The organism is Propionivibrio sp., assembly GCF_047602565.1.
Classification (GTDB): Bacteria; Pseudomonadota; Gammaproteobacteria; order Burkholderiales; family Rhodocyclaceae; genus Propionivibrio.
In genome coordinates this window covers 1,405,924-1,420,144 of the sequence record NZ_JASGGX010000001.1, presented here as the reverse complement: position 1 = coordinate 1,420,144, position 14,221 = coordinate 1,405,924, and the positions used below count along the sequence as shown (strand labels likewise).

Here is a 14,221-nt window from a genome sequence, read left to right as displayed (position 1 = left end):
ATGGCACAAGGATTACCCGTACTGGTCGTCGAGGACGACCCCAATCTGCGCGAGGCGGTCTGCGACACGCTCGAACTGGCCGGACAGGCGGCGGTGTCGGCGCCGGGCGGCGCGGAGGCGCTGCGCCTGCTGGAGGCGCAGCCGGTGTCGCTGGTGGTCAGCGACGTGCGCATGATGCCGATGGACGGCATCACCCTGTTGAAAGAGATCCGCGGCCGCCACGCGCATCTGCCGGTGGTGCTGATGACCGCCTACGCCGACGTGGACCGCGCGGTCGAGGCGATGCGTTCCGGGGCCTGCGACTTTCTGCTCAAGCCGTTCGAGCCGCGCGCGCTGCTCGAACACGTGGCGCGCTACCGGCTGCCGGATTCGCTCGACGACGAGCGCGTGGTGGCCAGCGATCCGGCCAGCCGCAACCTGTTCGCCCTGGCCGCCCGCGTCGCGCAGACCGACACCACGGTGCTGCTGACCGGCGAGAGCGGCGTCGGCAAGGAAGTCGTCGCGCGCTACATCCACAACCATTCGGCCCGGCGCGACGGCCCGTTCGTCGCTATCAACTGCGCGGCCATCCCGGACAGCCTGCTCGAAGCCACGCTGTTCGGCTACGAGAAGGGCGCCTTCACCGGCGCGCAGCAGGCGCAGGCCGGCAAGTTCGAGCAGGCGCAGGACGGCACCCTGCTGCTCGACGAAGTGACCGAGATGCCGCTCGCCCTGCAGGCCAAGCTGCTGCGCGTGCTGCAGGAGCGCGAGGTGGAGCGGGTCGGCGGCAAGAAGCCGGTGGCGCTGGACATCCGTCTGATCGCCACCTCCAACCGCGACATGGCCGAAGCCGTGGCCAAGGGCGTGCTGCGCGAGGACGTGTATTACCGGCTGAACGTCTTCCCGCTGCTGATCCCGGCGCTGCGCCAGCGGCCCGACGACATCGTGCCGCTGGCCACGCGCTTCCTGGCCGAGCATGGCGGGCGCGCGGGCCGCAGCGGCCTGCGCCTGGCGCCGTCGGCCGAGGAGGCGCTGCGCCGCCACGCCTGGCCGGGCAACGTGCGCGAGCTGGAGAACGTGATGCAGCGCGCGGTGATCCTGGCCGCCGGCGACACCGTCGAGGCCGGGGCGCTGCATCTGGCGGTGCCGCCGATCGCCCGGGCCGTGGCGGCGAGCCCCGCGGCGTTCGTTTCGGCTGAGGCGCCGAGGACCGACAACATGCGCGATCTCGAACGCGAACACATCCTGGAGACCCTGGCCGCGGTCGGCGGCTCGCGCAAGCTGGCCGGGGAACGTCTCGGCATGTCGGAACGAACCTTGCGCCACAAGCTCAAACAGTACCGCGAGGCGGGATTGTTCAGCGAGTAGGATGGGATGTTCGATGGCGCGGTTTTTGCGTATATTGCGATGAACGAATCTGGAGAAGTCGATGGATACCAAGGGCCTTGATCAGATGTTGAGCGTGCTGCGCGCCACCGCGGCGCAGGCGGGCAGCAAGGCGGGCGAGACGCCGGCAGCCGCCGCGGGCGGCACCGATTTCGCGCAGGTGCTGAAGAACACGATCGAGCAGGTCAACCAGACCCAGCAGCAGGCCGAGGACATGGCGGCAAAATTTGCCGCCGGCGACGGCAACGCCAACCTGCACGACGTGATGATCTCCCTGCAGAAAGCCAACCTGTCGTTCCAGGAAATGGTGCAGGTGCGCAACAAGCTGGTGACCGCCTACCACGACGTGATGAACATGTCCGTGTGACGGGTTGCGGCACGGAACGAGACGGCGCCCGCGGGCGCCGTTTTCTTTTTGTGATACCTACGACAGCCCGTTCAGCCGCGCCTTGCGTTCCCGTTCGACGTGGATGATGTAGCGCTGCACGGCGGTCAGCCGGGCGGTGGGCAGGCCGACGAATTCGCAGCCGACGCGCACGTAGCGCGAACCGCCGCGGGTGGTGACATCGAACAGGTTGCGCACGCACAGGGTCGCCGCCAGCAGGCCTTCGCCCGGCAGCATGATCCTGCAGTTCTCCAGCATGCGTCCCCGTTCCAGCAGACCGGCCAGGTCGAGGGGAGCCATCAGCCCCACGCCGCCGCCGCTGATGTCCAGCAGGGAAACGTTGACGGCCCGGCCTTCCGGCATCAGGGTCGTGCACAGGCGGATCGGCGTGGCGACGGGGGTGGCCAGCCGGAAGAACTCCCGGCGCTGCAGGCGCAGCAGCGTGCCCGGAACGGCACCGACGAACGCCGGGCGGCCCTGGTAGTCCGTACGCCGCAGCCGCTCCAGGCTGAACTGGATCTTCACCTTGTCGACCACCGTGGTGAAGATCAGCTTGCCGGCCTTGAGCGCCCTGGCGTTCATCTCCTCGTTGCTGCCGACGTCGAGGATCAGTTCGCCGTCGTCCGGCTGCAGCGCGATCATCGACGTCAGGAAAAAGGAGCGGCCCTGGTCGAAATGGGCGGTGATCAGCGCGCCCTTCTGCACGACCGAGCGCAGGACGGCGAGCACCTCCGTCCGCGAATGCAGGAGGTACTGGCTGTAATCGTCGGGCAGCTCGAGTTCGAAGACCGGCGGCGCGGCTTTCACGGGTTCGGTTTCTTCCATCGCGATCGACTGTATCCCTTCGTGTTCCTCCCAAGCCCGCGCAGTCTAGCAGGAGATCACCGGGGGTTCCATGCATGCGCCGGAATGCGGCTCAGCCGGCGGGCGTCTTTTTGTCGAGCGTTTCCGGCAGCGGCGAGAGCAGCGGCGCGGCGGGCGCGGGCTGGCCGTTTTCCAGGCGATAGATCCAGGCCAGCAGTTCGGCCACGGCGATGTACAGCTGCGGCGGGATGCGCTGGTCGAGGTCGATCTGCATCAGCAGCGAAACCAGTTCCGGCGATTCGTGGACATACACGCCGCTTTCGTGCGCGCGCAGGATGATCCGTTCGGCCAGCATGCCCCGGCCCTTGGCCACCACGCGCGGCGCCGCGTCGGTCCGGGTGTAGGCCAGCGCCACCGCGCTTTTCAGCTCATCCGGCGTTTTCCTGCTCATGGTCCGTGTCGCCGTGCGTGATGTGGAAGGCGCTCAGCGTCAGCCCCGCCTCGTCGAGCCGCTGGCGCAGGGTGGCGCCGTCGGCGCGCATGCGCGCGCCGGTTGCGGCTTCGTCGACGCGGATGTCCAGCGTCATCTGCGAGCCTTCGAGCTGGATGCGCGCGCTTATCCCGCCGAGCGTCGGCAGGGTGAGCTTCAGGCCGGTCCGCCAGCGGCTTGCCGGTTCGTCCTCCGCGCCTTCCCGGCCCTTGCCGTCCTCCTCGATTTCCCAGCGCATGGTCTGGCCCGGCCAGGCCTGTCCCTGCCAGACGAAATTCTGGGTGGCGAGCGCGTCGAGCTGGTGCTGGACGATCGGTTGCGCCTGCGGCGCGACGAGGTGCGCGGCGTTCTGCGCGGCAGCATCGGCCGCCGGCCTCGCCGCCGTGCCGGCCGCTGCGAGGTCGCGGGCCGTGCCGGGGACGGCGGCATCCGCCTCGGCGCGGGCCGGCGCGGGCGATACGCCGGGCTGCGGCGCGGCCGACAGCCGGCCTTGCGGCTCCTGCAGCAACTGGCTTTGCGGCAGGCGTCCCTCGACCCATTCGGCCTGATGCGATTCGTAGAACATGCCGCTTTGCGCGATCGCCTGCTTCAGCAGGGGCAGGATGTCCTGGGCCGAGCGGGGCGGCGCCGTGGCGATCGGCTGGTTGTTGTTGAGCGCCAGGCCCTTCGGGCCGTCGCCCGATTCTTCCGGCCGGGAACCCAGCTGGCTGATGAATTGCGCCGTCCGGCTCAGCGTGGCCGAGACGGCTTCGCGCGCCGTCTGGGCGGCGCCGTCCTTGGCCTGGTGGGAAACCACGGCCAGCGCCGCCTTGCCGTCGGATTCGGTGACCAGGAGTTCCAGCGTGTCGCCGCTTTTGGCCGAGAAGGGCAGGGCCAGGGTGATGTTGCGCTGGTTGATCAGCGCGCGGTAGGTGCCGTTGGGCAGCATGGCCTGGATTTCGGCCATCACGCGCTGGCCGACGTCCAGCCCGCCGAGCTTGTCGGTCAGCTCCTGCGCCGGGGCGACGGGACGGAGCGCGACATCGGCGGAGCTTTGCAGGCGGCTGGCGACGTCGGGCGGAATCATCAGCTATCCCGTCGGGGATGACCTGTCAGTCCGTTCAGCAGCAAACCGATGTCGTTTTTCCGATCTTGCAGGCGCTGCACGAGGCGCGCGTTGTTTTCGACGATGCGGGCCAGCGCCGCCTGTCCCTCGGGCGTGCGCAGGCTGGTCGGGTCGATGGCCTGCACGAGGGCGACGCGCCTGCTTTCGAGAGCGGCGAGCCGGTCCCAGTCCTCGACCCGCGCCGCTTCCTGCATGGCCAGGGTGAGTTCCTCGATTTCCGCCAGTTGGCCGCCGCTCATGGTTCAGGCGCCCGGGTGCGTCGGGGCGATCTCTTTCCAGGCCGAATGGATTTCGTCGAGCAGGTGCGCGACTTCGTCGAGGGCGACGACATCGTTGCCGATATTGGCCGCGATCAGGCGCCGGCACATGTAGTCGTACAGCGCCGACAGCTGTTCCGCGAGCTGGCCGCCCGCTTCCATGTCCAGGCTGACCCTGAGGCCGTTGCTGATGATGTCGATCGCCTGCGAGATGTGTTTCCCCTTCTGCGCCACGTCGTTCTGCTCGATGTGCAGGCGGGCCACCGCGATGGCGGTGGCGGCGCCGTCGAACAGCAGGAGGATCAGCTGGTGCGGCGAAGCGGCCTGGACTTTGGCGGCGATGCCCGCCTCGGCATAGGCGGAAAGGGGATTTAGGCTTTTCCCAAACATGGTCGATTACTTGTCGTTCGAGTTCAGGCTGGAAATATAGCTGGTGAGATAGTCCGCCGTGGTGTTCAACGACGATATCAGCGTGTCCAGCGCGGTAAATTGTGCACGATAGCGCGCTTCGATCGATTCTAGGCGAAGCTGCAGTTTTTCCTGCTGGTCTTCGAGGTTGCTGACCGTCTTCTTCAAGCCGCTCGTGGCGGCGGGGATGGGACTGTCGTCGGTGCCGATCAGCTTCTGCACGATGGAGTCGTACTTGGTGCCGACATTGGCGACCAGGTTCGCCACGGCGTCCGGGTCCGCCTTGACGGCGGCGGTCAGCTTGGTGCTGTCGATGGTCAGCGTGCCGGAGGCGCTGATGCTGACGCCGATGTTCGACAGCGTCTGGTAGTCCGAATCGTCGTCCCCGGAGGTGGTGTTGAACAGGGCCTGCCGGATCTGGTTCATGGCGTAGCGCAGGGTGCTGTTGCCCTGCAGGTCGCCCGCCACCTGCGTGTCCGGGTCGTAGGCGCCCAGCGAGGACATGGTCGAATAGGCCGAGTTGTAGGCCGAGACGAACGATTCGAGCGCCGACTGGATGTTCGCGGAATAGTCCTCGGCGATCTTGAGGGTGGTCGCGGTGGTGGTCGTGCCCGTCAGCTCCAGCGTCACGCCGTCGAGCGCGTCGGTGACCGTGTTGCTGTGGCTGGTCACCGCGATGCCGTTCAGGGTGAATGCGGCATCGCTGGCGGCCTTGCTTTGCGTCCAGCCCTGCGTGCCGGTGGCGGCGGGGTCGTAGTCGAAACCGGTGATGCCGGAGCCGGAAAGCTGCATGACGTTGTTGGTGCCTTCGCCGCTGGTCAGCACCAGCTGCGCTCCGCCGCTGCCGTTGACGATGGTCGCCGATACGCCGGCGTCCGAGGAATTGATGGCGTTCTGCAAGTCCTTCAGCGTGGCGCCGGCGGCGAGGTTGAAGGTGTAGCTGCGGCTGCTGTCGGCGGTATAGGTGCCGTCCTCAGCCAGCGTGCCGAGCGTCAGGGTCAGGGAGCCGCCCGCGCTGGTGATGCTGGTGGTGCTGCTGCTGAAGGCGGCGCTCTGCAGCTGCTGCGCTTGCGCCAGCTTCGACACTTCGAGCGAGTAGTTGCCGGCGATGGCGCCGGTGGTCGCGGTGGCGCTGGCCACGGCGGTGTCGGCGACCGACGCGGTATAGGCGGCGAACTTCGTCGTGGCCGATTCGAGCACGCCGGGCTTCATGCTCTGGGCGCTGGTCTGCAGGGTGGCGAGGACGCTCTGCAGCTTGCCCAGGGCGGAAATCTTGGTCTCGTAGGCGGTCTGCTTCTTTTGCAGGGCGGTCAGGGGCGCTTTCTCGACCGTCATCAGTTTGGTGATCAGCGACTCCAGTTCCAGTCCGGAACCCGTCCCGAGCGAGGTGATAGTAGCCATGGAGCCTCCTGCCTGACTGGCTTGGTTGAATGAGAAACGGCCCTTCCAGGCGCCCGATTTTACGCTTTCTGCTGGATGAGCAGACCTTTCAGTTTGTCGATGGCCTTGGCGATGGCCAGCATTTCCTCGGCGGGGATCTGCTTGATGACTTCGTCCGTGGCCCGGTCGATCACCTTGACGACGGTACGGCCCGTCTCCTTGTCGATGCTGAAATTCAGGGTGTTGCTCAGGCTGCTGACGAAATCGTTCATGCCGTCGACCGCTTCCTGCAGTTCCTGCGGCGTGGCGGGACTGGCGGCCGTGGGCGCCGCCGTCTGATCCTTGATGCCGCCCACGCTCTCACCCTGCCTGACTGACTTGGCCTGGGCGTGCGTGTCCGGCAGCGCGACGGGTGTTTGAACGAGAGAGCCGATGGACTGGATGGACATGAATTTTTTCCTTCCGGAAGCGCTGAAAGCGCGTTTGCGTTGCCGCCGACGCGCTTCAGCCTCGAACCGATGAATCTATCTCTGTCGAGAATCCCAGAATTACTGTAGCAGCGTCAGCACGTTCTGCGGAAGAGCGTTGGCCTGTGCCAGCATGGCCGTGCCCGCCTGTTGCAGAATCTGGGCGCGGCTCAGGCTCGCGGTTTCTTCGGCGTAGTCGGCGTCCATGATGCGGCTGCGGGCTGCATCGGTGTTTTCCTTGGCCGCGGACAGTTGCGAGAGCACGCCTTCGAAGCGCGATTGCAGGGCGCCGAGGTCCGCACGGCTATTGCTGACCGTGTCGATGGCCGTATCCAGCGCGGACATGGCGGCGGTGGCGGCGGCGACGTCGCTGATCGAGGTCAGGCTGGTGACGTTGACCGATCCGATGGTGATGGCGATCTTCGACTCGGAGCCGGTCGTCGCGCCGATCTGGAAATTGATGCCGGAGTAGCTGCCGTTGAGCAGTTTCGTGCCGTTGAAATTGGTGGCGTCCATGGCCCGGGAGACTTCGCTCGCCAGCGCCTTGAATTCCTTGTCCAGGGCGGCGCGGTTGGTCGAATCGTATTGGCCCGACGCGGCTTGGGTGGCCAGTTCGCGCATCCGCTGCAGGTGGGTGGCGACCGTGCTCAGGCCGGCTTCGGCCGTCTGCGCCACGGAGATGCCGTCGTTGGCGTTGCGCATGGCAACGGTCATGCCGCGGCTTTGCGAACTCATCTTTTCGGCGATGGCCAGGCCGGCGGCGTCGTCCTTGGAGCTGTTGATGCGCAGGCCGGAGGAGAGGCGCTGCAAAGAGGTCTTGAGCGCGCTTTGCGACGTGTTCAGATTGCGTTGGGCATTCAGCGACGCAATGTTGGTGTTGATGGTGAGTGCCATTTTCGATCTCCTTGAAGAGCGTAGTCGAGGGGTGGGTCCTGTTCAGCGATGTGAGTTGCGAAAAAGATTTCACCGCTTGTGACCTTTAACGGTTGGGGCCTGGAGAACTTTAGGCATTTTTCGTGGCGCAGGCCGCCGCCCGGCGGAAGGGGCTCGGAACCCGCCTTGTACTGGTTCATAAGTAGTTGTAAATAAAATGATTGTTGCTGTTTTTCAGGGTCGGGTACGGTGGCCTTTTTGACGGCAAAGAAAGCGAAAGGGAAACGGGCCGACGTTATACTTCCGCATCACCGGACTCTCCGGTAACAAGAATGGACGGGTTATGAAAGCGCGGCGCATGCACGAGCAGGGCCTGGCCGAGATGGCCTTGAAAGCGGGGGATTACGACAAGGCGGGGCAGCTTTTCGAAATCGTGGTCTCGGCCCAGCCGGAGAACCATCGCGCCTGGTACGGCCTGGGCGAGATCGCCGCGCGGGTCGGCGATGCCGAGTCCGCGCATGCGTTTTACGCGCATGCCGCCGGCCTGAGCCCGGACACGGCGTCGTACCGGCAGCGCCTGGGCGAGTCGTTTTGCCGGCTGGGCGCGGTGGCCGAGGGCGTGGCGCAGCTCGAGCGGGCGGCGGCCTTGGCGCCCAGGGACAGCGCCATCGCCTGCGCCCTGAGCGGCGCCTACGTGGCCGCCGACGACTGGGCCGGGGCGCGCCGGGTGCTGGACAAGGTGCTGGCCGGCAAGGACCTGCTGGCCGCGCACTATTGTTTACGCGGCATGGCGTTGCAGCACCTGGGCGAACTGGATGCGGCCCTGGCCGACTTCAAGCAGGCCGCGCGCATGGATACCGGCTACGCGGACGCCTGGCTGTCCCTGGCCGACCTGTATCGCGTCAGGGGAGAGATCGACAAGGCCGTGCCGTGCGCGCAGCAGGCGCTCGCCCTGGCGCCGGATTCGGCGAACGTGGCGCTGGCCTGCGGCGACATCGAGCTGTCCCAGGGCAACTCGCGCCGGGCGGCGGATCATTTTCAGCGGGCGACCGGGCTCGGCATCGATACGCCTCACGTCTGGGCCAAGCTGGGCATCGCCCTGGTGCAGTGCGGCGACACGATTCCGGCGATCGACGCCATGGAGAAAGCGCACGAGCTCGGCGTTTCGGACGACTGGATCTTCGAACACATGGGGCTGCTGTTCACCACGCGCGGCCAGCTGGACGTGGCGCGCGAGAACCTGGAAATGGCGGTGGCCCGCCAGCCGGAGAATCTCAACGCCTGGAACACGCTGATCGTGGTGTATACCAAACTGGGTCTGAGCGAGAAGGCGCGGCAGGCGGCGGAAACCATCCTGGCCATCGATCCGCGCCACGTCAATGCCCTGCTCAACCTGGGCAGCTGGTTTTCCGACCAGGCCCGCAACGTCGAGGCGCTGGCCGAGTATCGCAAGGCGCTGGCGGTCAATCCCAGGTCGGCGACGGCGTACGTGAATTCGCTGTGGGTGCTGGTGCATTCGAGCGAGTCGACGGCGGCGGACGTGCTGCAGCTGGCGCGGGAATTCGACGCCCACTTGTGCCGGCAGTATCTGCGTACCGACGATTTCCCCGGCCGCGACAGACGCCCCGATCGCAAGCTGCGCATCGGCTGGCTGACCTCCGACTTCCGCACGCACCCGGTGGCCGCCTTCGTGCTGCCTTTCCTGGGCAAGCTCGATCCGGAGCAGGTCGAATCCGTCGTTTACTACAACTCGCCGGCCGCCGACGAGGTCACGCAACGCTGCCGCGCGGCGGTCGGTCTGTGGCGCGAGGTGGTGTCCATCGGCGACGAGGCCCTGGCCAAGCTGATCGAGGGCGATGCGATCGACATTCTGGTCGATCTCAACGGCAACACCGAAGGCAACCGTCTGCTGGCCGTGGCGCGCAAGCCGACGCCCATCGTGGTGACCTGGCTGGGCTTTCCCGGCACGAGCGGCATGTCGGCGATCGATTACATCATCGTGCCGCCGGACCCGGTGCTGGAGGCTGGCGCCTGGTGCTCCGAGACGCCCTGGCCCCTGCCCGACTGCTACGGCGTGCGCACGGGGATTCCGGACGTGCCGATCCGGCCGGGATTGCCGTGCGAGCGGACCGGCCGTCCCTTTACCTTCGGCTGCCTGAACAATTTCCGCAAGGCCAGCCAGGAGACGATCCGCCTGTGGGCGGAGATTCTCGAGCGGGCTCCCGATTCCCGCCTGCTCGTGGTCGCCCGCGGCGGCCGGGACGGAACCCTGATCGCCTACATCCACGAACAGTTCGCCCGCCACGGCGTGCGGCCGGAGCGCCTGGAGATTCTCGGCATTCAGCCGCAGCTCGCCTATTTCGAGAGCTACAACGACATCGATCTCGGCCTGGACCCCTTCCCGTTCAACGGCGGCACCACCGGCTACGATTCGATCTGGATGGGTGTGCCGTATGTCACCCTGCCCGGCGACATGCTGGTGTCCAGGATGGGCAAGGCCATCCTGGAGAACGTCGGGCTCGGCGAACTGGTGGCCGCGGACAAGGACGATTACGTGTCGCGGGCGGTGGCACTGTCCCGCGACCGGGAACGGCTCAAAACGCTGCGCGCCGGTGTGCGGGAGCGCATGCTGGCCAGTCCGCTGATGGACGCTCCCCGCATGGCGCACCATCTGGAACAGGCTTTCCGCGCCATGTGGCGGCGCTGGTGCTGACTTGCAGGGGCGTGGGCGCCCCTTCAGGGATCAGTTACCTGCCTGTTTGCCCGGGTCCGCAGAGGATTTCTTCGCTTTTTCCAGTTCCAGGCTGAGGCTCTCGATCAGAATCTGGCGGCGGGTCAGTTCATTGTGAATCGCGCCCAGGTCCATGAACGGAATCTTGAGGCAATTCGATATCTTCTCCGCGGTGAGCTTCCTGTTCCTGTTTCTTATCGCCGGCCAGACGTGGAATTCGGAAGCATGATTGTCGATCATGATGCGTTTGGGATTCAGGTGTTCCTCTTTGGCGGCGAAATTGAACGAAAGCTGGTCCCTCCTCGAATAGCGGAGAACGTGGGACCACCATCTCAAGAGGAAGGAAAAGTTGGTGTCGTTGTGCTTGCGGGCGATGATGGCGGTCCAATACGGTTTTTCCAGCAAGGCTTGCTGGTCCGTATTGGCGTAGGCGATCAATTGCTCGTAGATGCGGCTCGGATCGTCGAAACCGGCGGATTCGACGGCTTCGAATTCGGCGGCGACGCTGGAGCGGAAACTGTGGTCCGGCAGGGCGACGTCGCTGTCGGACAACCACTCGTCGATGATCTGGCTGGGCGGTTTTTTGAGACTGACGCTGTTGTCGATCCACAAGGACGCTTCATAATCCCCCAGGAGGAGCGGCCCCATGATTTTCAGGTAGCGCGCGCTGCGGATGTTGTCGCGGGGAAAATAGGGAGTCACCGGCACGATGTTCCATTTGTCGCTATACAGTCCGGGGATGTTCGTGAAACAGACGTAATCGCAGTTCTCGTCTTCCGGGAAGGGATTCTGGTTGGGTTCTTCGTAGCTCTCCCCGATGAGCGCCGTGTATACGACGTATTTCTTGTTGCGGATGGGAAGTGGCGCGCTGAGATGAATGTCGATGTTCTTGGCCAGAACGTAATCCTGATGATTGAATGCGCTCAGGCCGCGAAAGCGGTTGAACGCTTCCTCTGAATCGAGCGGGACTTTCGCCAGCCCGGGCGCTTCCACGTTGAAGGCCAGAATTTCGTAGTCCGGCAGCAGGGCGTGGATGTCGATGAATTCCTGGTAGGAAAGATGCAGGGATTCGAACATCAGCAGGCAGTGCCGGCACGACTTCAGATTGTTCAAGGCCCCCAGCAGGACGGATTTTTCGTTTCCCTCGACGTCGATCTTGATGAGCGCGGAGGCATCGGCCAGGGCGATTTCCCGGTCCAAGGTCCCGATTCTCGTTTTGATAGCCTTCGTGGTGTCCTGGCCGTGGTGGAGCTTCATCGACGTTTGTTTCGACAGGCCGGACGTTCCGCTCCATACGGTGTCGATGTAGAAATCGACGTCGTCCTTTTCCTCTTCGCCCAGGGCGATCTTGACCAGGGAAATGTTTTCATTGCCCAGTCCGGCAATCGTTTTCGCCAGATAATTGTCCGCCAGTTCCGGATTGGCCTCGTAGCAATAGACCTTGGTTTTTTTCTCGAGGTCGAGGGCGACGACCATTTCCCCGTAGTTGCTGCCGATGTCGATGACAAAATCCCAGGGGTGGAGCTTGGCAAGGTAAACCCAGGTTTTCTTCGAATTCGAGTTGAGCTGGCCTTGCGAATTTATAAGTGCGACGCCGCGTTTGTCCTGCGGGTTGATGAAGATGCATTTCCCGTTTTCGAGTTCGAGCTGGTAAACGTTGTCCATTGGGTTCCCTCGGGTTTTTGAATGTGTGCGTGGCAACGGCGTCGGGCCGGTTCGTCCGGCCGGGATTGCGGTGCAACGGGAATGGTGCTGCCGGGCAGGGCGCTTTTTTAAAGAGTGACAAAGTAGATCGCATTGAAATCCGGCCGTCAACCTGTCGCAGCGGGCATCGGCGGTCGCTTTTCCGCTGACGTCAAGCCGATACGACCCGGTTCTTCCCGGCCGTCTTCGCCGTATACATCGCCTCGTCCGCGCGCTTGACTGCGGCGGCCTGCGTGTCGTCGGCGCGGACTTCGGTCACCCCGGCGCTGAAGGTGATCAGCAGCTTTTCGTTGTTGGCCAGGAAGTAGCGCCGGGTCAGTTCGCGCTGCACGCGGGTGAGCGCCTTGGCGGCATCCTCGGCCGGGGTGTCCGGCAGCAGGATGATGAATTCCTCGCCGCCGAAACGCGCCAGCGTGTCCTGCGGGCGCAGGGTCTCCCGGATGACCGAGACGAGATGGATCAGCGCGGCGTCGCCGGTGTCGTGGCCGTGCGCGTCGTTCAGTTTCTTGAAATTGTCGATGTCCAGCAGCGCGACGCACAGCGGCGAGCGGCGGCGCCGGGCGCGGGCGACCTCGTTCTCGTAGATCTCGTCGAGCCCGCGGCGGTTGAGCGCGCCGGTCAGCTGGTCGTGGCGGACCAGCTGGCTGGCCCGGTCGAGCTCGTCCTGCAGTTCGTTGATGCGCTGCTCCGCCGCCGCGACGCGCTGCTTGGTCGCGCGCAGATCGTCGCGCGAGCGCTGGGCGTTGAGCTGGATGATGCGCGTTTCGCGGATGACTTCGTCGAGCACGTCCTCGAGCTGCGTGATGTCGTTGGCCTGGCTGATCTTCTCGGCGCAGTGTTCGATCTTGTCGTGATAGTCCGAGGTCGAATCGGCGAAATCGGCGAGGTGGTCGACGAAGCCGGTCAGCAGCTGCTTCAGCGCTTCCTTGGCCTCCACCAGGCTGTGTTTCAGCTGGCTCTGCTTGAAGATGATTTCCTTGAGGCGCTGCTCGGCATCGTTGATCGTGCGCAGATTCATGGGCCGGCCGACGATTTCGCGCACCATCCCGATCTGCCCGTTCAGCCAGCGGTCGTCGACGACCAGCTCGCTGATGTTCTCGATCATCAGCTGCAGCAGCTTGAGCAGCCCGGTGCGCAGCTCGGCGCGGTCCTCGGCGACGAATTCGAGCTGGAAGGCGAAGCGCCTGATGTCCGCGAGCAGCGTCTGCACGGCCTTCAGCGTCGAGGCGCCGCGCACGGCCGTCGCGAACGCCCTGGCCTGCGCGGCGAATTCGGGCTCGTCATCGAGCAGCGCGGTGACGATGGTCTCCAGCGTGAAAACGAAGGTTTCGCGCAGTTCGGGCAGCAGTTCGCTGGCGCGGCTGAGCGGGGCGCCGGCCGTGGCGTGCGGCGACGCGGCGGCGCCGGTCGCGGCCGCCTCCCGCGCCTCGTCCGCCAGTTCGATGTCATTGGCGGCCGTCTCGTCCATCGACCAGGAGCGGGTCAGGTTCTGCAGCCGGCCGAACAGCAGCTCGCTGTTCCTGCCGCTGGCCGACAGCACCCGATCCAGCGATTCGCGCTTGCGCGCCTGCGTGAATCCGCTCTGTTTGGTTTCCCACTGCTGCAGGAACTCGGCGATCAACTCGCCCCAGGCGAGATCGGACTCGCTGCTGTGTTCCCGGATGAAGTCGGCCAGTGGTTTGCGATAGCCGTCCCAATCCTGGTTCTTGAGCGCCTGGTCGAGCTGGCGCGCCAGCCCCTGCTGGGCCGGCGTTTCCTTGGGCAGCAGGAGCAGCAGCGCTTTGAGTTCGCGCTCGGGGAAAACCTCGGCCGTTTTTTCCGGAATGCCGGCGATCTCGTTGTAGATCGCGCGATAGTTGTCCGGCGACGGCGCCATGCGCCGGATCATCATCTGCTTCAGCGTCTCCCGCGCGATCTCGGCGGGATTGGTCAGTGTCGCCATGGTTATGCGTGTTTCAGAAAATGTGTATATGCCCGAAGATGGGCCGGCACGCCCCGACTGCCGGGCCGATTCCGTTCAGCTATAATGCGCGCCTCGACTGGCAGTTCCGCCCCCGTAGCATGAAGGTCGTGCAGTTGATTTGTAATCATCAGGCGTTGGTTCGATTCCGACCGGGGGCACCAGGAAATGATCCGTCGTGGTTCCGCACAGTTCCCGGCCCCGCGAAATCGCGGGGTTTTTTGTTTATCGCGTCCGTAGTGGTTTGCCTTGGCGCCGGCACATCCGCCGGCATGAGGCAAATCGACCGATG

Annotated in this window: 13 protein-coding genes and 1 tRNA gene; 4 read left to right on the top strand and 10 right to left on the bottom strand. The window is 65.1% G+C overall.

What is annotated here, in order from left to right:
* Both QM701_RS06540 and fliE read left to right on the top strand, forming a co-directional pair.
* Positions 1-1,347, top strand: a complete 1,347-nt coding sequence (locus tag QM701_RS06540) for a sigma-54-dependent transcriptional regulator (RefSeq protein ID WP_415166280.1) — start codon at positions 1-3, stop codon at positions 1,345-1,347.
* A 61-nt stretch (positions 1,348-1,408) separates the two neighbouring features.
* Positions 1,409-1,732 carry a flagellar hook-basal body complex protein FliE gene (gene fliE / locus QM701_RS06535; protein ID WP_415166279.1) on the top strand — a complete coding sequence of 108 codons (324 nt, stop codon included), beginning with the start codon at positions 1,409-1,411 and terminating at the stop codon, positions 1,730-1,732.
* A 57-nt stretch (positions 1,733-1,789) separates the two neighbouring features.
* Here fliE and QM701_RS06530 read toward each other — a convergent pair whose 3' ends face one another.
* The 8 genes from QM701_RS06530 to QM701_RS06495 form a co-directional block, all read right to left on the bottom strand.
* Positions 1,790-2,575: a flagellar brake protein gene (locus tag QM701_RS06530; RefSeq protein WP_415166278.1), complete on the bottom strand. Its 786-nt coding sequence runs from the start codon at positions 2,573-2,575 to the stop codon at positions 1,790-1,792.
* Positions 2,576-2,666: 91 nt separating this feature from the next.
* The gene (locus QM701_RS06525; RefSeq protein ID WP_415166277.1) at positions 2,667-3,005 is read right to left on the bottom strand and encodes an EscU/YscU/HrcU family type III secretion system export apparatus switch protein; all 339 of its coding nucleotides are present in this window, start codon (positions 3,003-3,005) and stop codon (positions 2,667-2,669) included.
* Positions 2,983-4,110 (bottom strand): flagellar hook-length control protein FliK, encoded by a 1,128-nt coding sequence (locus QM701_RS06520; protein ID WP_415166276.1) that lies wholly within the window; start codon positions 4,108-4,110, stop codon positions 2,983-2,985. The genes QM701_RS06525 and QM701_RS06520 overlap by 23 nt, the downstream gene beginning before the upstream one ends.
* Entirely contained in the window at positions 4,110-4,388 is a 279-nt protein-coding gene (locus tag QM701_RS06515) for a flagellar protein FliT (protein WP_415166275.1), read from the bottom strand. The genes QM701_RS06520 and QM701_RS06515 overlap by 1 nt, the downstream gene beginning before the upstream one ends.
* A 3-nt stretch (positions 4,389-4,391) precedes the next feature.
* Positions 4,392-4,796: a flagellar export chaperone FliS gene (gene fliS, locus QM701_RS06510; protein WP_415166274.1), complete on the bottom strand. Its 405-nt coding sequence runs from the start codon at positions 4,794-4,796 to the stop codon at positions 4,392-4,394.
* Positions 4,797-4,802: 6 nt separating this feature from the next.
* On the bottom strand, positions 4,803-6,215 hold the full coding sequence (gene fliD, locus QM701_RS06505; RefSeq protein ID WP_415166273.1) for a flagellar filament capping protein FliD: 1,413 nt from the start codon (positions 6,213-6,215) through the stop codon (positions 4,803-4,805).
* Between the two features lie 59 nt (positions 6,216-6,274).
* Complete coding sequence (locus QM701_RS06500; protein ID WP_415166272.1) at positions 6,275-6,643, bottom strand: flagellar protein FlaG; 369 nt, start codon at positions 6,641-6,643, stop codon at positions 6,275-6,277.
* A gap of 99 nt (positions 6,644-6,742) precedes the next feature.
* Entirely contained in the window at positions 6,743-7,555 is an 813-nt protein-coding gene (locus QM701_RS06495) for a flagellin (protein WP_415166271.1), read from the bottom strand.
* Between the two features lie 322 nt (positions 7,556-7,877).
* Between QM701_RS06495 and QM701_RS06490 the strand changes: the two genes are divergently transcribed.
* Positions 7,878-10,247 carry a tetratricopeptide repeat protein gene (locus tag QM701_RS06490; RefSeq protein ID WP_415166270.1) on the top strand — a complete coding sequence of 790 codons (2,370 nt, stop codon included), beginning with the start codon at positions 7,878-7,880 and terminating at the stop codon, positions 10,245-10,247.
* A 30-nt stretch (positions 10,248-10,277) separates the two neighbouring features.
* Here the strand turns inward: QM701_RS06490 and QM701_RS06485 are convergent, their stop codons facing one another.
* Positions 10,278-12,080, bottom strand: coding sequence for an FkbM family methyltransferase (locus tag QM701_RS06485; protein ID WP_415166269.1), 1,803 nt, complete (start codon positions 12,078-12,080; stop codon positions 10,278-10,280).
* Between the two features lie 40 nt (positions 12,081-12,120).
* Positions 12,121-13,911 carry a GGDEF domain-containing protein gene (locus tag QM701_RS06480; protein ID WP_415166268.1) on the bottom strand — a complete coding sequence of 597 codons (1,791 nt, stop codon included), beginning with the start codon at positions 13,909-13,911 and terminating at the stop codon, positions 12,121-12,123.
* Positions 13,912-14,019: 108 nt separating this feature from the next.
* Here QM701_RS06480 and QM701_RS06475 point away from each other — a divergent pair.
* Positions 14,020-14,093: transfer RNA gene (locus tag QM701_RS06475), tRNA-Thr, on the top strand.
* Positions 14,094-14,221: the final 128 nt, after the last annotated feature.